This window comes from Cyanobium sp. Cruz CV13-4-11 (genome assembly GCF_024346055.1).
Taxonomy (GTDB): domain Bacteria; phylum Cyanobacteriota; class Cyanobacteriia; order PCC-6307; family Cyanobiaceae; genus Cyanobium.
Map to the genome: position 1 here is coordinate 1 of NZ_JAGQCH010000022.1, position 16058 is coordinate 16058.

The 16058-nt window shown below is 68.2% G+C and carries 21 protein-coding genes; 14 read left to right on the forward strand and 7 right to left on the reverse strand.

Going from position 1 to position 16058, the window contains the following annotated elements; translation table 11 throughout:
• Window positions 1-79 precede the first annotated feature (79 nt).
• A complete protein-coding gene (locus tag KBZ12_RS14510; protein WP_254958693.1) occupies window positions 80-454 on the reverse strand; it encodes a hypothetical protein in 375 nt (124 codons plus the stop codon).
• A gap of 194 nt (window positions 455-648) precedes the next feature.
• Between KBZ12_RS14510 and KBZ12_RS14515 the strand changes: the two genes are divergently transcribed.
• The 3 genes from KBZ12_RS14515 (at window position 649) to KBZ12_RS14525 (ending at window position 1827) form a co-directional block, all read left to right on the forward strand.
• Complete coding sequence (locus tag KBZ12_RS14515; protein ID WP_254958694.1) at window positions 649-933, forward strand: hypothetical protein; 285 nt, start codon at window positions 649-651, stop codon at window positions 931-933.
• Window positions 934-1085: 152 nt separating this feature from the next.
• Complete coding sequence (locus KBZ12_RS14520; RefSeq protein WP_396101305.1) at window positions 1086-1391, forward strand: AbrB/MazE/SpoVT family DNA-binding domain-containing protein; 306 nt, start codon at window positions 1086-1088, stop codon at window positions 1389-1391.
• A 13-nt stretch (window positions 1392-1404) separates the two neighbouring features.
• Window positions 1405-1827, forward strand: coding sequence for a type II toxin-antitoxin system VapC family toxin (locus KBZ12_RS14525; RefSeq protein WP_254958696.1), 423 nt, complete (start codon window positions 1405-1407; stop codon window positions 1825-1827).
• Here KBZ12_RS14525 and KBZ12_RS14530 read toward each other — a convergent pair.
• Together KBZ12_RS14530 and KBZ12_RS14535 are read right to left on the reverse strand one after the other, a co-directional pair.
• A complete protein-coding gene (locus tag KBZ12_RS14530) occupies window positions 1824-2228 on the reverse strand; it encodes a YccF domain-containing protein (protein WP_254958697.1) in 405 nt (134 codons plus the stop codon). The genes KBZ12_RS14525 and KBZ12_RS14530 overlap by 4 nt on opposite strands.
• Window positions 2229-2272: 44 nt before the next feature.
• A complete protein-coding gene (locus KBZ12_RS14535; RefSeq protein ID WP_254958698.1) occupies window positions 2273-2626 on the reverse strand; it encodes a helix-turn-helix transcriptional regulator in 354 nt (117 codons plus the stop codon).
• A 52-nt stretch (window positions 2627-2678) separates the two neighbouring features.
• On the opposite strand from KBZ12_RS14535, the gene KBZ12_RS14540 reads away from it, so the two are divergent.
• The 5 genes from KBZ12_RS14540 (at window position 2679) to KBZ12_RS14560 (ending at window position 7583) form a co-directional block, all read left to right on the forward strand.
• On the forward strand, window positions 2679-3713 hold the full coding sequence (locus tag KBZ12_RS14540) for an ArsJ-associated glyceraldehyde-3-phosphate dehydrogenase (RefSeq protein WP_254958749.1): 1035 nt from the start codon (window positions 2679-2681) through the stop codon (window positions 3711-3713).
• A gap of 7 nt (window positions 3714-3720) precedes the next feature.
• Complete coding sequence (gene arsJ, locus KBZ12_RS14545) at window positions 3721-5001, forward strand: organoarsenical effux MFS transporter ArsJ (RefSeq protein ID WP_254958699.1); 1281 nt, start codon at window positions 3721-3723, stop codon at window positions 4999-5001.
• A 56-nt stretch (window positions 5002-5057) separates the two neighbouring features.
• Complete coding sequence (locus KBZ12_RS14550) at window positions 5058-5684, forward strand: DUF3598 family protein (protein WP_254958700.1); 627 nt, start codon at window positions 5058-5060, stop codon at window positions 5682-5684.
• The gene (locus tag KBZ12_RS14555; RefSeq protein ID WP_254958701.1) at window positions 5684-6649 is read left to right on the forward strand and encodes a histone deacetylase; all 966 of its coding nucleotides are present in this window, start codon (window positions 5684-5686) and stop codon (window positions 6647-6649) included. Before KBZ12_RS14550 ends, KBZ12_RS14555 begins: the two co-directional genes overlap by 1 nt.
• Before the next feature lie 595 nt (window positions 6650-7244).
• Window positions 7245-7583: a PilZ domain-containing protein gene (locus tag KBZ12_RS14560; protein WP_254958702.1), complete on the forward strand. Its 339-nt coding sequence runs from the start codon at window positions 7245-7247 to the stop codon at window positions 7581-7583.
• A gap of 405 nt (window positions 7584-7988) precedes the next feature.
• On the opposite strand, the gene KBZ12_RS14565 is transcribed toward KBZ12_RS14560, so the two are convergent.
• Complete coding sequence (locus KBZ12_RS14565; protein WP_254958703.1) at window positions 7989-8159, reverse strand: hypothetical protein; 171 nt, start codon at window positions 8157-8159, stop codon at window positions 7989-7991.
• A 276-nt stretch (window positions 8160-8435) separates the two neighbouring features.
• Here KBZ12_RS14565 and KBZ12_RS14570 point away from each other — a divergent pair, with 276 nt between their 5' ends.
• Complete coding sequence (locus tag KBZ12_RS14570; protein WP_254958704.1) at window positions 8436-8696, forward strand: hypothetical protein; 261 nt, start codon at window positions 8436-8438, stop codon at window positions 8694-8696.
• 60 nt (window positions 8697-8756) lie between these two features.
• On the opposite strand, the gene KBZ12_RS14575 is transcribed toward KBZ12_RS14570, so the two are convergent.
• Both KBZ12_RS14575 and psbA read right to left on the reverse strand, forming a co-directional pair.
• A complete protein-coding gene (locus KBZ12_RS14575) occupies window positions 8757-9134 on the reverse strand; it encodes an ATP-binding protein (protein ID WP_261360071.1) in 378 nt (125 codons plus the stop codon).
• Window positions 9135-9311: 177 nt separating this feature from the next.
• The gene (psbA, locus tag KBZ12_RS14580) at window positions 9312-10391 is read right to left on the reverse strand and encodes a photosystem II q(b) protein (RefSeq protein ID WP_254958003.1); all 1080 of its coding nucleotides are present in this window, start codon (window positions 10389-10391) and stop codon (window positions 9312-9314) included.
• A 207-nt stretch (window positions 10392-10598) separates the two neighbouring features.
• On the opposite strand from psbA, the gene KBZ12_RS14585 reads away from it, so the two are divergent.
• Together KBZ12_RS14585 and KBZ12_RS14590 are read left to right on the forward strand one after the other, a co-directional pair.
• Window positions 10599-10961, forward strand: a complete 363-nt coding sequence (locus KBZ12_RS14585; protein WP_254958706.1) for a hypothetical protein — start codon at window positions 10599-10601, stop codon at window positions 10959-10961.
• A gap of 2 nt (window positions 10962-10963) precedes the next feature.
• Window positions 10964-11389 carry a hypothetical protein gene (locus KBZ12_RS14590; RefSeq protein ID WP_254958707.1) on the forward strand — a complete coding sequence of 142 codons (426 nt, stop codon included), beginning with the start codon at window positions 10964-10966 and terminating at the stop codon, window positions 11387-11389.
• Here KBZ12_RS14590 and KBZ12_RS14595 read toward each other — a convergent pair.
• Window positions 11374-12318, reverse strand: a complete 945-nt coding sequence (locus tag KBZ12_RS14595; RefSeq protein ID WP_254958750.1) for an aspartoacylase — start codon at window positions 12316-12318, stop codon at window positions 11374-11376. The genes KBZ12_RS14590 and KBZ12_RS14595 overlap by 16 nt on opposite strands.
• 61 nt (window positions 12319-12379) lie before the next feature.
• Here KBZ12_RS14595 and KBZ12_RS14600 point away from each other — a divergent pair, with 61 nt between their 5' ends.
• From KBZ12_RS14600 to KBZ12_RS14610, 3 genes are read left to right on the forward strand one after another with little or no spacing between them, the layout of a single operon-like run.
• Window positions 12380-13375 carry a glutathione S-transferase C-terminal domain-containing protein gene (locus KBZ12_RS14600; RefSeq protein ID WP_254958708.1) on the forward strand — a complete coding sequence of 332 codons (996 nt, stop codon included), beginning with the start codon at window positions 12380-12382 and terminating at the stop codon, window positions 13373-13375.
• Window positions 13372-14040 (forward strand): DUF2301 domain-containing membrane protein, encoded by a 669-nt coding sequence (locus KBZ12_RS14605; RefSeq protein WP_254958709.1) that lies wholly within the window; start codon window positions 13372-13374, stop codon window positions 14038-14040. Before KBZ12_RS14600 ends, KBZ12_RS14605 begins: the two co-directional genes overlap by 4 nt.
• Window positions 14037-15950, forward strand: coding sequence for an ABC-F family ATP-binding cassette domain-containing protein (locus KBZ12_RS14610; protein WP_254958710.1), 1914 nt, complete (start codon window positions 14037-14039; stop codon window positions 15948-15950). Before KBZ12_RS14605 ends, KBZ12_RS14610 begins: the two co-directional genes overlap by 4 nt.
• Window positions 15951-16058 lie beyond the last annotated feature (108 nt).

Here is a 16058-nt window from a genome sequence, read left to right on the forward strand (position 1 = left end):
TCCAATTCATCGTGGAACGATGAGGTACATCTGCACCTCCGGAATGACAGCCCGTCATTCCAACCTGTTCACCCTCTGATCAGGGCATTCGGGCCTCGAGTTTTACACCACGCAAAGGGACGCGGCCGCCGTCGGGGTGCTGGACAGGTTGGGCTCGTTGCACCCGATCGCGCAGGGTCCGGTCTTTGATCGGGCCCCGGTCATCCAGGGCCAGACACTCGTTAAGCACCCCCAGCTGGATGAAGGTGCTGGGCTGGGGCTGGTGGACCTTGCCGTTCTCCAGGTTCCCCCACTGCCCGCCGGCTACCCGCAAGGACCAGGGGATCAGGGCAGGACATGCCTTGGCCCAATCCTGGGCGGTGGTCACCGACCAGTCGTTACTGCGCCGCCAGTTGCGCAGGAACTTGCCGAACTGCACCCGGGCGGCATCGAGCTTGTGCTGAAGGCTCTGCACTGGGTTGCCGTTCGGGAACCCGAACTGTATGTCCCGCAGGTTTGCGAGCGACAAACCTTTGTTGGCGTTTTGCGCAAACATTTACCTTTTGGTCCCAATGTGGATCGGGCAGCGCCACCCGGCAGGAGCAGGAACCCGGGTCGCTGGCTGGTGTCGGTACCGGCCCTGAGCTGCCAGGCCAGCGCGAAGCGGGAGTGCTCCTGATCGTCATTGCAGGGCAGAGCGCTCCCTTGGAAACCAATGCGCCAATGCTGCCTTTGGCGCAACAGACCGGCTGCCTTCAAGACATGCGGTCGCTTGCTCCCGTCTGGCCTACTTCACATCAAAAAGAGGCCGCAAGCCAGTTGAGAACGCTGGCGGACTCCATAACGGAAACCCCAGACCACATCTGGCCTTTTGCCCCGGACCCACCTGAACGTTTTTTACCCAGTTTTTACCAAACGGTGCGTAGTGATTACGAAAAAGACTGCAATAACTGAGTTCTTACGGGCAAATGAGCTGCCTTCTAAGCAGCCGGTCGATGGTTCGAATCCATCAGGGGGCGTTGGCGGGAACGGGTAGGGATTAAGGGGCCGAAGCCCGGCCAACCCATGTAGAATCGTGTATTTACACCACGCCGGCACTGGCCGAAATGGACGCCTTGGCACCATCCCAGCCCAGTCAACGAGCGGAGGAAACCGGCCGGCGCGTCCAGCAGACGATCCGCCGCTGGGGCAACAGCCTGGCAGTCCGGATCCCCGCCGAGTGCCTGCGTCAGGCAGGCCTGCGGGAAGGGGACCCGATCGAGATCGTCGTCGGACCCGACGGCCGTCTGAGCCTGGAGCCTCTGCAGCGGCTGGATCGCCGCGCGCTGGCCTCCGACCTGCGCCAGCTGCAGGCCACCATGCCGATCACCCCTTCGGTGATCGAAACGTGCCGGGACCAGGAGCTCTGGTGAGGCCGCCCCAGCCGTGATCTACCTGGACACCAGCGTCGTGGTCGCCCTGCTGACCCCGGAAGCGCTCAGCTCGCGGGCACTGGAATGGCTGGAGGAGTGCCGCGACTCCCTGATCAGCAGTGACTGGCTGATCACCGAAACCCACAGTGCCCTGGGCCTCAAGCAGCGCCACCACGGCCTCAGCCCGGAAGCCCGCAGGGCCGCTGGAGAGCATTTCGAACGTCTGTTGCAGGGCGGGGTGGAACTGCGCTCCCTCGACCGGGACCGTTTCCGCCAGGCCGCTGAGCTGCTGCAGGATCCCGTTCTCGGCTTGCGGGCCGGTGATGCCCTGCACCTGGCGGTGGCCCTGCGCAGCCGCTGCTCTCACCTGGCCAGCTTCGGCGGGCGGATGCAGCAGGCCGCTGCCACCCTGGGCCTGGCCCCAGCTCTCGATTAGCGCCGCACCGGCACCACCTGCAGGCCGATCGGGGCCAGGGCGATCAGGGCCAGCTTGATGTGCTGGATGCCGAAGGGGATGCCGACGATCGTGACGAAACAGGCCACCGCTGACGTCAGATGGCCGATCGCCAGCCACCAGCCGGCCAGCAGGAACCAGATCACGTTGCCGATCAGCCCCAGGGGCCCGGTGCCGAAATCCATGCGGCCGGTGAGCTCCCGGCGGCTGACCGCCTCGTAACCGAACGGCCAGAAGGAGAAATTGCCGATCACGAAGCAGGCCCGGGCCCAGGGGATCCCCACGATCGTGATCGCCGCCACGAGGCCGGCCAGCCACCAGCCCAGGCCCATCACGAAGCCCCCAAGCACGAACCAGAGGACGTTGAGCAGGAAGCGCAGCATGGGGAGAACCGGTGCTGCCCTCCAGCATGACGCCGCCCGGGCCCTCAGCCGCAGGGCTGGGCCGGGGCGATGCAGCTGGTGGCCAGGGCGGCGAGCCAGGCCCGCAGGCGCTCCAGGGCTTCCGGCTGCAGGCGGTAATACACCCAGCGGCCGCTCTGGCGGTCGGCCAGCAGGCCCGTCTCCTTGAGCACCTTGAGGTGGAACGACAGCTTCGACTGGGCCAGGGCCAGCTCACTGGTGAGGTCGCAGACGCAGCGCTCGCCGCCGCCGAGGGCCTCGATCACCTGCAGACGGATCGGGTCGGCCAGGGCCCGCAGCAGCAGGCGCGCCTCCTTGGCCTCCAGGGGGCCCGAGGCGCAGGTGGCCGGCGGAGCGGCGGCGGTCCTTAACCCGGCCATAAATCGATCAACATTGGTTGATGCAAGGGTGGGGCCAGTCGTGGCAGGCGCTGTGAGGATCGGCATCAACGGGTTCGGGCGGATCGGTCGGCTGGTGTTCCGCGCCCTCTGGGGGCGGCCGGGCCTCGAGCTGGTTCACGTTAATGACAGCGCCGGGGATGCCGCCACCGCCGCCCACCTGCTGGAATTCGACTCGGTGCATGGCCGCTGGAGCCGGCCGGCCGTGGCCGACGGCGAGGGCTTCACGGTGGAGGCCAGCCGGGTGGGTTGGTCGCGGCAGAGCGATCCGGCGCGGGTGCCCTGGCAGGCGGCGGGGGTGGAGCTGGTGCTCGAGTGCAGCGGCAAGTCCAAAACGCCCGAAACCCTCGCCCCGTATCTGCAGCAAGCCGGCGTAAAGCGGGTGATCGTGGCCTGCCCCGTGAAAGGCGAGCTGGAAGGCACCCCGATCCCCAACATCGTCTTCGGCATCAACCACGGCACCTACGAGCCGGAACGGCACCGGATCCTCACCGCCGCCTCCTGCACCACCAACTGCCTGGCGCCGGTGGTGAAGGTGGTGCACGAGAGCTTCGGCATCCGCCACGGCTCGATCACCACCCTGCACAACATCACCAACACCCAGGTGGTGATCGACAGCTTCAAGAGCGATCTGCGCCGGGCCCGCTCCTGCAGCCAGAGCCTGATCCCCACCACCACCGGCTCGGCCAAGGCCATCGGCCTGATCTTTCCCGAGCTGCAGGGCAAGCTCAACGGCCACGCCGTGCGGGTGCCCCTGCTCAATGCCTCGCTCACCGATGCGGTGTTCGAGCTGGAGCGCACCGTCACGGTGGAGGAGGTGAACGGCGCCTTCGCGGCGGCGGCGGCCGGTCCCCTGCTGGGCATCCTGGGCTACGAGGAGCGGCCCCTGGTGTCGGTCGACTACGTCAACGACAGCCGCAGTTCGATCGTCGATGCCCTCTCGACGATGGTGATCAACGGCACCCAGCTGAAGGTGTACGCCTGGTACGACAACGAATGGGGCTACAGCTGCCGGATGGCGGATCTGGCCTGCCATGTGGTCGGCCTGGACGCCGCCGGAGCGGAGTGAGGGGCCGATGCTTCCGCCCCTCTCCGGCCGGCTGCTGACGCCCCTGCAGCAGTACGCCATCGTCACGGCCAGCTACTGGTGCTTCACCCTCACCGACGGCGCCCTGCGCATGCTGGTGGTGTTCCACTTCCGTGGGCTGGGCTACAGCACCCTGGAGATCGCCTTTCTGTTTCTCTTCTACGAATTCTTCGGCATCCTCACCAACCTCTATGGCGGCTGGCTGGGGGCCCGTTTCGGCCTGCGCCTCACCCTCTGGGCCGGCACCCTGATGCAGGTGGCGGCCCTGCTGATGCTGGTGCCCGTTGCCGACAGCTGGCCGAAATGGTGGAGCGTGGCCTATGTGATGGTGGCCCAGGCCCTCAGTGGCATCGCCAAGGATCTCAACAAGATGAGCGCCAAGAGCGCCATCAAGTCCGTGGTTCCGGAAACCCCCGACGACCACAGCAAGGGCGAGAACCAGCTGTTCCAGTGGGTGGCAATCCTCACCGGCTCCAAGAACGCCCTCAAGGGGGTGGGCTTCTTCCTCGGCGGCCTGCTGCTGGCCACGATCGGCTTCAACGCCGCCGTCGGCGCGATGGCGGCCGGCCTGTTCCTGGCCTTCCTGGGCACCCTGGTGCTGCCTGGGGAGATCGGCAGGATGAAGCAGAAGCCCGCCTTCACGGCCCTGTTCTCCAAGTCCCCCGGCATCAATGGGATCTCCCTGGCCCGGTTCTTCCTCTTCGGTGCCCGGGATGTGTGGTTCGTGGTGGCCCTGCCGGTGTTCCTGCAGACCACCCTCGGCTGGCGCTACTGGGAGGTGGGCGGCTTCATGGGGTTGTGGGTGATCGGCTACGGCCTCGTGCAGGGGTCGGCCCCGGCCCTGCGGCGCCGCTGGGGCCAGAGTGCTCCGCCGGGCGTCTCCGCCGTGACGTTCTGGAGCGGGCTGCTCACCGCCATTCCGGCCCTGATCGCCATTGCCCTCTGGCGCGAGGTGGGCCATCCAGGTGTGGCGGTGGTGGTGGGACTGGCGGCCTTCGGGGTGGTGTTCGCCATGAATTCCTCGATCCACAGCTATATGATCCTGGCCTACACCGATGCCGAGTCGGTGAGCATGAACGTCGGCTTTTATTACATGGCCAACGCCGGCGGCAGGCTGCTGGGCACGGTCCTCTCGGGCGCCCTGTTCCTGGTGGGCGGCCTGCAGGCCTGCCTGTGGAGCTCGGCCCTGCTGGTGGGGCTGGCCGCTCTGGTGAGCTCCCGTCTGCCGACGCCCCCGAGGCAGCAACCCCAACCCTTGGCCGCCGGCTGAGCAGCCTCGCTGGCCGGGATGGTTTCGCCATGCTGGAGACCGTTCCTCTGCCTGCCATGACGTTGAGCACCTCGCCCCGCCAGAGGTTGCTGGAGGTGAACGGCGGCTGCTGGGAGGGCCTGTTCGCCCGCCTGGGCCCCGACGGCCGCGAGATCGAACGGTTCGCCACGCGCCTGGAGGTCACCGACCGGGATGGCACCATCGAGGCCGCCCTCACCTACCTCGCCTCTGGTCGCACCGTGCCGATGCGCTTCAGCGAACCCCCGGCGGCCATGCAGATCGGCGACGCCGGCCACTGGAGCCTGGGCATCGATCGCACCGGTCCCTGGCCCTGGATCGCCGAGCTCTGCGTCGTCCACGGCGACCGCCGCCGCCGGATCGTGCTGCGCCATGGCGTGGACAGCGTGGAGAGCCTCACCTATGCCAGAGAGTGGCGGCCGGGCCTGGCAGAGGCGGGCCCCGACACGCCGCTGGTCGCCAGCCTGCAGGCCAGCAAGACGGACGGTGCCACCGCCACCCGCTGGAGCCTGGACGGCAACGTCGAGGTGGTGATCGTTCACTCCCCCGGCCAGCCGGGGCCGGTGCAGGTGGCGCTCAGCTGGCAGGTTGATGCCGACGTCCGCTGCAGGATCGAGCGCCGCTACTCCTCCTACGGCCTGCTGGAGCCCCTGGCGGCGGACTGATGGGGCCGCCACTGGTGTATCACCCGGCCTATTCGGTCCCCCTGCCCGACGGCCATCGCTTCCCGATGCAGAAGTTCCGGCTGCTGAAGGAGCGGCTCGAGCAGCTGGAGCTGGCCCGCCCCGGGCAGATCCACCAGCCCCTGCCGGTGCCGCGCCGCTGGCTGGAGCTGGTGCATGGCCGCAGCTACCACGAGGCCTTTGCCCGCGGTCGGCTCAGCCGGCAGGAGCTGCGCCGCATCGGCCTGCCCGTGTCCTGGCCCCTGGTGCGGCGCAGCTGGACGGCGGTGGGGGGCACGCTGCTGACGGCCCGGCTGGCCCTGCGCCACGGCCTGGCCTGCCATCTGGCGGGCGGCACCCACCACGCCTTCCCGCTGCATGGCAGTGGCTTCTGCATTTTCAACGACCTGGCAGTGGCGGCCCGGGTGCTGCTGGCCGAGGGCCGGGTACGGCAGGTGCTGGTGGTGGATCTGGACGTGCACCAGGGGGACGGCACGGCCGCGATCTTCACAGGCGACCCCCGGGTGTTCACCTTCTCCATGCATGGGGCCAGCAATTTTCCCCTGCACAAACAGGTGAGCGATCGCGACCTGGCCCTCGAGGACGGCGTTGGCGATGACACCTACCTGCGGGCCCTGCAGCACGCCTTACCGGATCTGCTGGATCGGGTCCGGCCCGACCTGGTGCTCTACAACGCCGGCGTCGATCCACACCGGGACGACCGCCTCGGCCGGCTGGACCTGAGCGATGACGGCCTCCACCGGCGGGACTGGATGGTGATCGACGCCGCCCTGCGTTGCCGGATCCCGGTGGCCACGGTCATCGGCGGTGGCTACGACCACCTGGACGCCCTGGTGGAGCGGCACACCCTGGTGGTGCGCGCCGCCGATGCCCTCGCCAGGATCCACGCCACCGGCACGGAGCTGACATGTCCGGTCACAGATGGCCCCCAGTCCAGTCAGGGGTGAGTCATCCGGGCGCGTTTGGCTTGGTGGGCAACGGAGCTTCCACCATGATCAGCCGTTCCTCCCGCCTGCTCCATGCCGCCCTGGTGGTGGTCTGTGGGGCTGGCATCGTCTACGCCCCGGCCCAGTCCGAGTCGTCCCTCAGGGTGTACGGCATAGAGGCAACCCTCCCTCCAACCGATCGACCTGCGGTTGGGACATCGATGACTGAACGCCGACGATTCCGCCACTCCGGCTGACGCCTGCCCGTCGCGAGAAGGCCGCGACGGGCTGTCTTCTGGTCTGGAAAGGGGACGACGTCAGCGACGACCGAGCAAGTCCTCCCAGGTGGGGGGGTGCTGGGACGGGACGCGGCGCGAAGGCCTGGCCACCAGCAAGCCGCTGGGGGGCTCGGTGCTGGTTACGCCGAAGGCGAACAACAGGTTCGCCAGCTTCTGCCAGATGAATTCCCCTTACCCGATCCCATCTGCTTTCAGACCCCTGAGCAGGACTTCGAGCGGATGCAGCCCATCAGCCATGGCCAAAGAGATGAGGACACACCAAGATGCGCCCAACGGAGTGCTCCGATCAACGGCGAGAGAGGGAGGCGGACGTTTCAATGTCTCAAGATTCACATCCAGATGGGAGACGAGGGACGCCACGCCACCTTGTTCCGATCGGAATTTCCGTCAGCTTGATCCTGCCCTCCAAGCAATCGCTGTTCGTCACACTCCGCGACATCAGCAAGACGGGTGCCTGCGTGGTGCGCCAGGGAAAGCTGGAAGTCGAGGAAGACGACTCAGTTATTTTTGAAGCTCGCAATTATGATTCCGGTGCCGCGATCAGCATCGCCTCCAGCGTACGCTGGGTCAGGAAAACGGGCTTCAACACCTACGTAGGTCTGTCCTTCATCAGCACGACCCTGACGCCGAAGGCGCTGCTCAAGCTGTTCAGCTGAAGTCATCTGACGTTGCGCGAAGCTTGCAAGTGCTCAACGAATTGATCCCTGCCATTGAGACAATCACTTCGGCAACACGTACCGGACGAGAAGCCTGCGTGTGGCCTTACCCTTTCATCACTTGAACGGAGGACCATTGCCGACCATGGCTTGGGCTCTCCAAATGCGGCGCATCCGCAGCCAGTGAGCACTGGAACCTCCCATCACCCTTCATCCACGGCTGCCAGGGTGTCTTTGGCGGTCTCAGCCTTAACGGGATCCAGCCGCCATGGTCGCTGTCCTGCCTGACCCGGAAGCGAACCTGGCGGCAAGAAGCGCAAGCGACCTGGGAGACTCCAGCGCCTGAGGATTTTTTCTCAGCTGACACCAGTCTCTTCGGGACATCTGGTGGGGTCGGCCTCAGCGTCAGCGGCGGCCCAGCAGGTCCTCCCAGGTGAGGGGATACGGCGACTGATCGTGGAGCAGCAGGGGCCTGTCCACCAACAGGCAGCTGGGATAGGCAGTGCCACGGCCGGAAACGGCGGGGTAGGAACGTGGGTGGGCGGAAGGCGACGGACGCCTGGAAACGGTGTTCATGGGAATGGAAACAAGCGGATATGGATCTCGCACCGGGAGGCTGCCGTTCCCTCGCGGAGAATCACACACGGCAGTCATTGCTGGACCTGGTGGACCGTCCCCAGGAAGCGCGGGGCGGCTCGGTGCTGGTTCCGGCGAAGGCGAACGACAGGTTCGCCGGCTTCTGCCGAATGAAACCACCATAGCGGATGTCCGCGCGGCGCCGGCGCGATCCCGATCAGAAACGCGCCGAACGCGGGAGGTGGACTGGACAAGTAGCAGACCTAAAATCTCGCCATGACCAAGGGTCGCCCCGCTGCGATGGCTGTCGCGCCAGTCATGTCCCAAGATCCGCATCTCGAGGGCCAACGCAACACCCAACGACTCCAAGTCCCTGCGGGTGTCTCCGTCAACCTGACCCTGACCACGCAGAGTTCGGTGTTCGTCAACCTTCGCGACGTCAGCGACAAAGGCGCCTGTGTGGTACGTCAGGGGACTCTTGACATCCAGGAGGACGACATCGTCACCGTCGAGATCCTGAAGGATGACTCAGGCTGATCTCCTGATCAACCAATGATCGGCCCAGATACGCTTTGACGGCCACAGGGCTGGCTGGGCTCAGGACGACAGACCTGCACGTTGCTCAACGGCACGGGACAACTGCAGCAGCCGGTCGTCTGGCGGACCCACCAGTTCAATCAGCAGTGGTTGATTCACTTGCGGCAGAATGTCGAAACGATGTTCACGATAAATCTGCTTGAAAATGCTATCCACCTCATCGCGGTAAGGATGATCCACCGGGCGAATACCATCATCTTCCATCCCAACCGGCCAGCTGTCGGATTGGTGCACAAAAGCCAGAATATCCAGACGATCCAGAGCCTCTCTTACGGCTGGAACCATCGACTGAACGAACGCATCATCAATATCCGTTGAGCGTTGATTTGCCGTGTATTGGGAATAGGCAAGATAATCCACCGGTGCCCGATCGCACATAGTCCCCGTGCCTGGCGATTCAGTCGCTCACCACGGTCGACTTGCCCAGAGCGTGGGATCCAGACACGGCAATGCGCATCTCAAGGGCCTGAACAGGAGGCCACCCTAATCAGGGGGAGGTCGCCATAAAAAAAGCCCCCTGCCTAGGCAGGGGACTCAGTGAATCGGTGAACCGGATCAGCCGATGGCCGGGGCGGTCAGGGCCACAGGAGTGGCGCTGGCGGCCGCCAGGTCGAGCGGGAAGTTGTGCGCATTGCGCTCGTGCATCACTTCCATGCCGAGGCCGGCACGGTTGAGCACGTCAGCCCAGGTGTTGATCACCCGGCCCTGGCCATCCAGGATGGACTGGTTGAAGTTGAAGCCGTTCAGGTTGAAGGCCATCGTGCTCACGCCCAGGGCGGTGAACCAGATGCCGACCACCGGCCAGGCCGCCAGGAAGAAGTGGAGGCTGCGGCTGTTGTTGAACGAGGCGTATTGGAAGATCAGGCGACCGAAGTAACCGTGGGCAGCCACGATGTTGTAGGTCTCTTCCTCTTGGCCGAACTTGTAGCCGTAGTTCTGGGACTCGCTCTCGGTGGTTTCACGCACCAGGGAGGAGGTCACCAGCGAACCGTGCATGGCGGAGAACAGGGAGCCGCCGAACACACCCGCCACACCCAGCATGTGGAAGGGGTGCATCAGGATGTTGTGCTCAGCCTGGAACACCAGCATGTAGTTGAAGGTGCCGCTGATGCCGAGGGGCATGCCGTCGGAGAAAGAACCCTGGCCAAAGGGGTAGATCAGGAACACGGCGCTGGCGGCCGCCACGGGAGCGGAGTAGGCGACGCAGATCCAGGGGCGCATGCCCAGGCGGTAGGAGAGTTCCCACTCGCGGCCCATGTAGGCGAAGACGCCGATCAGGAAGTGGAAGACCACCAGCTGGTAGGGGCCACCGTTGTACAGCCACTCGTCGAGGCTGGCGGCTTCCCAGATGGGGTAGAAGTGCAGGCCGATGGCGTTGCTGGAAGGAACAACGGCGCCGGAGATGATGTTGTTGCCGTACATCAGGGAGCCGGCGACGGGCTCACGGATGCCGTCGATGTCGACGGGGGGCGCCGCGATGAAAGCGACGATGAAGCAGATGGTGGCAGCCAGCAGGGTGGGGATCATCAGCACACCGAACCAACCGACATAAAGACGGTTGTTGGTGGAGGTGACCCACTCACAGAACTGGTTCCACACTGAAGCGCCGGAGCGCTGCTGGAGAGTGGCGGTCATGAGTGCAGAGAAGTGTGCCGTCGGGCGGAAGCGCGAGCGCGCTGGCCGTGGGCGTAAGGAAGGGCGACGGATCGCCTCCGTGCAATGTAACAGACCATTGCGGTTTTTGCGGCGGCGTTCATGAAGAAACGATGGGCTTCCCGCCTGGCCTGCCCCCCCGGCCGCTGCTAGGAGGTGAGGTGCTCCGGTCATCCCGCCCTGCCGCCGATGGTCTCGCGTTCGTCGCTTCCTCCCCAGCCACCGCGTACCGCCGGCCAGCGCCTGCGCGGGCCGTTGCCCGCCCTGCTGCTCCTGCCGCTGCTGGTGGCGGGTTGCCAGGGCTCGCCCAATGCCGAGAGCCGCCGCATCGACCAGCTCGAGCTGAAGATTCAGCAGCTGGAGCAGCGACTGAACAAGGCCGACACGCGCCCGGACACCGCCGACCCGGCCGGCAAGCCCCCGGCCGGCGTGGTCAAGTCGCTGACCCTGCGCACCGACACCGAAGACGACCGGCTGCGCATCTACTGGGCCGACGGCACCAAGACCGACCTCCCCTGCACCAAGGAACAGACCACCCTCGTTTGCGGATGACCATGGCTTCCCCCCGACTCCGGCCCCTGCTGGGCGCCCTTGCCCTGCTGCTGGCCGTCCCCTTGGCGGGGGCCTCCCCGGCCCGGGCCCAGATGACCCAGGAGCAGGCCTTCCAGCGGGGCCGCGCCGCGAACCTGGCCCGGATGCGGGCCGAGGTGATCAACGGCGGCCTCGGTGTCTATCGGCCCGCCGCCTGCATGTACGAGCGCAGCGGTGGCAGCTGCCTGGTGCGCGCCGATGCCGACGGCTTCCTGTTCCGCTTCTACGGCGGCGTCCCCGGCTGGGTCCAGCTCGGCCTGCCGCCGACCGTTGAGAGCGAGATCCTGGTCGCCCCGGATGGTCGCAGCGTCGTGAGCGTCGCTTACAACGGCCCGCCCCGTTCCCAGCCGGCGCCCGCCGGCCAGCCCCAGGCTCAGCCTGGGCTCTGAAGCTCCCGGGCCAGGTCGCCCAGGGCCTGGCCCCAGCCCGGCTCCACCGGCCACGACTCCCGGCGGGTGAGGCTGAGGGCGATGCCCTTCTCGCCGTAGGCCGCCTCGTTGATGAACACGGCCCAGACCGGCCCATCCCCCTGATCGGCCTGGGGGTGAAAAGGGATCGTGAGGCCCTCCGCCGTGAGGAACAGGGGATCGCCGGCGCCGATCGGCTGCCAGTCGCGTCCCTGGCGTTGCGGGTGCACCACCGCCGCCGGGGAGCCGTCGTCATGGCGCGGCAGATCGAGGCTGCCCAGGTGCCGGTGCACCACCAGCCGCTCCGGCTGGCGCAGGGCTCCGGAGCGGGCCTCCGCCAGCACCTCCAGGGCCGCCTCCAGGGCCAGCTGGCTCTGGAGACAGATCGGCGCCTGGATCACACCCTGGGGCACCGGACCCACCTCCACCACCAGCCCGCAGGGCCAGCACTCCACCAGATAGCCGGTCTGGGCCCGGTCCTGCTCATGCAGGTAGATCGGCAGGCCCAGGCGCCGCTGCAGGCCCGACGCCAGCGCCAGATCGGCCGGCCGCCGGCCATAGACCACCAGGCTGCTGCCCATGGCGGCGGTGGTGCTGTGCAGGTCGAGGGCCACCAGGCAGGGGGCGCTGCCGTCGGGGCCGTGGAGAGCCAGCAGCTCCCGCGCCCGCCGCAGTTCCCGGTCCCCCGGCCCGAGGGCGTCCAGCAAGGCTGGCACGAAACTGCGGTTGAGGTCCCGATCCAGGTAGCGGACCCCGGCGGCATGGGCCGCGGGGTTGCCCAGCACCAGCTCCAGGCCGAGGCCACTGCTGCGCAGCAGCGCCGGCTGCCGTCGCCAGGTCTTCAGCAGCCAGGGCGCGTTGCGCTCGTTGCCGTGGGTGCCCCCCACCACCATCACCCTGCCCGCCGCCATCGCCTGCTCGCTCACGGGCTCCAGCCTGGCGCAGAGTCAGGGCTGGACTGCGCTGATTCCCATGGCCCCGCCCGCCACCCTGGTCCGCACCGCCCGGCAGCTCTGGCAGTGCCAGTGGCGCCTGCTGATGGGTGGGCTCGGACCCGCCGACGGCCAGGGCCGCTACCGCCGCCCAGCGGGAGCCTTCACCAACCTGCCGCCACTGCCGCAGGACGCCGCCGACCCGGGCGGCCACGTGCTGATCGTGGGCCGCAGCTGCCCCTGGGCCCACCGGGCCTGGCTCACCTGGACCCTGCGGGGTCTGGCCCCCACGGTCGAGACGGTGGTGGTGGTGCCCGATCCGGCCGCCGGCCGCTGGCGCTTCGCGGCGCCCTTCGAGGGCTGCCAGACCCTGCTCGACCTCTACCGCCGCTGCGGCGCCGATCCCCGGGCCCGGGCCACGGTGCCGGCGCTCTATTCCCGCAGCCGGGGACAGATCCTGGTCAGCGAGAGTGCCCGCCTGATCGAGCTGCTCAACGCCTGGCCCGCGGCGGCCGCGGCACCGGACCTGGCCCCGCCGGACGATCTTGCGGCGATCGCCGCCTGGCGGGAGCGGCTGCAGGGTGACGTGAACGACGGGGTGTACCGCTGCGGCTTCGCCCGCAACCAGGCGGCCTACAACGAAGCGGAAACGGCCCTGTTCGCCGCTCTGGAGGCCGTCGAGGCCAGCCTCGTGGCCCAGGGGGAGGCCGGCAGCGGCTGGCTCTGCGGCGGAACCCAGCCCAGCCTGGCGGACGTGGTGCTGTTCCCCACCCTGATCCGGATGGAGCTGGTCTACGCGCCGCTGTTCGGCTGCAGCCGCCGTCCCCTCTGGCAACTGCCGCGGCTGTGGGACTGGCGGCGCCGCTTCCATGGCCTGGCGGGGGTGGCGGCCACCTGCTTCCCGGACGCCTGGCGCAGCGACTACTTCGGGGCCCTCTTCCCCCTGCATCCCTCCGGCATCGTCCCGGCGGGACCGGACCTGGCCACACTGGTAGGCAGCCCGCCCCCGGCCGCCCCCGGCGCTCCCACCCGATGAACAGCACCCTGGCCACCCCGGATGGCGCCGACCCCGTCTTTGAAGGGGTGTATGGCCACTTCACGATCACCGCCACCGACCGCCGCGAGGTGCTGGGCTACCGACTGGCGCTCACGGCCGTCGCCCTGGGCCAGCTGGCCCTGCTGGCCCAGTGGCGCCAGCTGGGCCCAGGCCTGCTCTGGCCCTGGTTGCTGGTGATGGCGGCCGGGCTGGGCCTGGCCCTGCGCTGGATCCACATCTACCTGCGTCCCCTGCACCGGGCCCTGCAGCTGTTCTGGCTGGCCGGTTGCCTGGGCGGGGTGCTGCTGGCCCTGCGGGCCGGACCGGGCCAGATGCTCCCCGCCCTGGCCCAGCAGCCCCTGTGGATCCTGGCGGTGGGGCCCTTCTTCGCTGCCCTGGCCGGCATCGGCTTCAAGGAGTTCTTCTGCTTCCAGCGCCCCGAGGCGATCGGCGTCACCCTGCTGCTGCCCCTGGCCCTACTCGGGCGCCTGGCCGGACTGCTCAGCCCCGCCACCACCGCCAGCCTGCTGGCCGCCGAAGCCCTGCTGCTGCTGGTGCTCTGCCTGCGCAAGTTCCCCATGCCGGCGGCGGCGGATGTGGGCGACAAGAGCGTCTTCGCCCACCTGGAGCAGCAGCGCCTGGGCCTGGGCGGCGACACCCCATGAGCGCGATCAGCCTGGTGGGGGCGGCCAAGGACTTCGGCCTGCGCAGCCTGTTCGCCGACCTCGACCTGCACGTGGGCGAGCGGGACCGGCTGGGGCTGATCGGCCCCAACGGCGCCGGCAAGAGCACCCTGCTGCGGGTGCTGGCGGGCCTCGAACCGCTCGATCGGGGCGAGCGGCGCTGCCACGCCCGCACCCGGGTTGTGCTGCTCGACCAGGAGCCCCGGCTGGATCCCTCCCTGACCGTTCTGGAGCAGGCGTTCGCCGGTGACGGGGAAGCCATGGCCCTGCTGCGGGCGTACGCCGGCGTGAGCCACCAGCTGGCCCTCCATCCAGAGGACGACCAGCTCCTGGCCCGCCTCAGCGCCCTGCAGCACCGCATGGACGGCTGCCAGGCCTGGGATCTGGAGCGCCGCTGCCGGGAGGTGCTGGAGCGCCTGGGCATCGACGCGGCCCACCAGGAGCGGACGATCGGCGAGCTGTCCGGCGGCAACCGGCGCCGCGTCGCCCTGGCGGCGGCCCTGGTGGCCGAGCCGGAGGTGCTGCTGCTGGACGAACCCACCAACCACCTCGACGCCGAGGGGGTGGAGTGGCTGCAGAGCTACCTGGATCGCTTCGCCGGCGCCCTGGTGCTCGTCACCCACGACCGCTACCTGCTGGATCGGGTCACCCGCCGGATCGTGGCGGTGGAGCGGGGCGAGGCCCGGCCCTACGAAGGCAATTACGGCACCTACCTGGGCCTGAAGGCGGCTGAAGAGGAGGCCGAGGCCTCCACCGCCGCCAAGCTCAAGGGGACCCTGCGGCGGGAACTGGCCTGGTTGCGCCAGGGCCCCAAGGCCCGCAGCACCAAACAGAAGGCCCGGCTGCAACGCATCGATGCCCTGCTGGAGGCCCCCGCCCGCCAGGGACGCACCAGCCTGGCGATGGCCGCCACCGCCCGGCGCATCGGCAAGCGGGCGATCACCGCTGAGGGGCTGGCGGTGGCCGTGGGTGAGCGCACCCTGCTGCGGGACTTCAGCTACGACTTCAGTCCCGAGGACCGGGTGGGGATCATCGGGCCCAATGGAGTCGGCAAATCCAGCCTGCTGGAGGTGATTTCCGGACGGCGTCCCCCCAGCGACGGCCTGCTGGAGCTGGGGGCCACGGTGAAGCTGGCCTACTTCGACCAGCACAGCGACGTGCTGCTGGCCAAGGACGGCAAGCGCAAGGTGATCGAGGTGGTGCAGGAGGCCGCCAGCCGGGTGCAGGTGGACGGGGTGGAGCTGACGGCCTCCCAGCTGCTGGAGAGGTTCCTGTTCCCCCCCGCCCAGCAGCACCAGCCGGTGGCGAAGCTTTCGGGGGGCGAGCGGCGGCGGCTGCACCTCTGCCGGCTGCTGATCGAGGCCCCCAACGTGCTGCTGCTGGATGAACCCACCAACGACCTCGATGTCCACACCCTGAGCGTGCTGGAGGAGTTCCTCGACGATTTCCGCGGCTGTGTGGTGGTGGTCTCCCACGACCGCTGGTTCCTGGATCGCACCGTCGACCGCCTGTTCCACTTCGAGGACGGCCGGCTGGAGCGCTTCGAGGGCAACTACAGCAGCTGGCTGGAGCGACGGGCAGAGTCGCCGGCCACCGCCCCTGGTCCTGCCGCCGCCGCCCCGGAAACCGCCAAGCGCCCAGCCCCATCCGCCAAGGTGCCGGCGGACGGCCCCCGGCGGCGCAGCTTCAAGGAGGCCCGGGAGCTGGAGCGCCTGGAAACCGAGCTGCCCCAGCTCGAACAGCAACGCCGCGAGCTGGAGCAGCACCTGGCGGCTCCCAGTGGCCCGGATTACGCCCGCCTGGAGGAGCTGACCCACGAGCTGGCGGCCCTGGTGGAGCGGATCGACGCGGCGGAGGAGCGCTGGCTGGTGCTGAGCGAACTGGCCGCCTGAGCGCCGCTGCCGGGGCGATGGGTGTGCGGGACCCCACAGGAAAAGGCGGCGATCCTGCCCCGCCCGTATGGTGGCTGCGGTGAGTTCCGGCTCGTGAAGGCCGGTTTT

Coding starts and splice junctions, on each gene's coding strand:
- KBZ12_RS14570 (WP_254958704.1), top strand. CDS start 8,436: ATGACCAAGGGTCGCCCCGCTGCGATGGCTGTCGCGCCAGTCATGTCC.
- KBZ12_RS14560 (WP_254958702.1), top strand. CDS start 7,245: ATGTCTCAAGATTCACATCCAGATGGGAGACGAGGGACGCCACGCCAC.
- KBZ12_RS14535 (WP_254958698.1), bottom strand. CDS start 2,626: ATGGCCGGGTTAAGGACCGCCGCCGCTCCGCCGGCCACCTGCGCCTCG.
- psbA (WP_254958003.1), bottom strand. CDS start 10,391: ATGACCGCCACTCTCCAGCAGCGCTCCGGCGCTTCAGTGTGGAACCAG.
- KBZ12_RS14520 (WP_396101305.1), top strand. CDS start 1,086: ATGGACGCCTTGGCACCATCCCAGCCCAGTCAACGAGCGGAGGAAACC.
- KBZ12_RS14565 (WP_254958703.1), bottom strand. CDS start 8,159: ATGAACACCGTTTCCAGGCGTCCGTCGCCTTCCGCCCACCCACGTTCC.
- KBZ12_RS14575 (WP_261360071.1), bottom strand. CDS start 9,134: ATGTGCGATCGGGCACCGGTGGATTATCTTGCCTATTCCCAATACACG.
- KBZ12_RS14610 (WP_254958710.1), top strand. CDS start 14,037: ATGAGCGCGATCAGCCTGGTGGGGGCGGCCAAGGACTTCGGCCTGCGC.
- KBZ12_RS14555 (WP_254958701.1), top strand. CDS start 5,684: ATGGGGCCGCCACTGGTGTATCACCCGGCCTATTCGGTCCCCCTGCCC.
- KBZ12_RS14585 (WP_254958706.1), top strand. CDS start 10,599: ATGGTCTCGCGTTCGTCGCTTCCTCCCCAGCCACCGCGTACCGCCGGC.
- KBZ12_RS14595 (WP_254958750.1), bottom strand. CDS start 12,318: ATGGCGGCGGGCAGGGTGATGGTGGTGGGGGGCACCCACGGCAACGAG.
- KBZ12_RS14605 (WP_254958709.1), top strand. CDS start 13,372: ATGAACAGCACCCTGGCCACCCCGGATGGCGCCGACCCCGTCTTTGAA.
- KBZ12_RS14590 (WP_254958707.1), top strand. CDS start 10,964: ATGGCTTCCCCCCGACTCCGGCCCCTGCTGGGCGCCCTTGCCCTGCTG.
- KBZ12_RS14600 (WP_254958708.1), top strand. CDS start 12,380: ATGGCCCCGCCCGCCACCCTGGTCCGCACCGCCCGGCAGCTCTGGCAG.
- KBZ12_RS14530 (WP_254958697.1), bottom strand. CDS start 2,228: ATGCTGCGCTTCCTGCTCAACGTCCTCTGGTTCGTGCTTGGGGGCTTC.
- KBZ12_RS14550 (WP_254958700.1), top strand. CDS start 5,058: ATGACGTTGAGCACCTCGCCCCGCCAGAGGTTGCTGGAGGTGAACGGC.
- arsJ (WP_254958699.1), top strand. CDS start 3,721: ATGCTTCCGCCCCTCTCCGGCCGGCTGCTGACGCCCCTGCAGCAGTAC.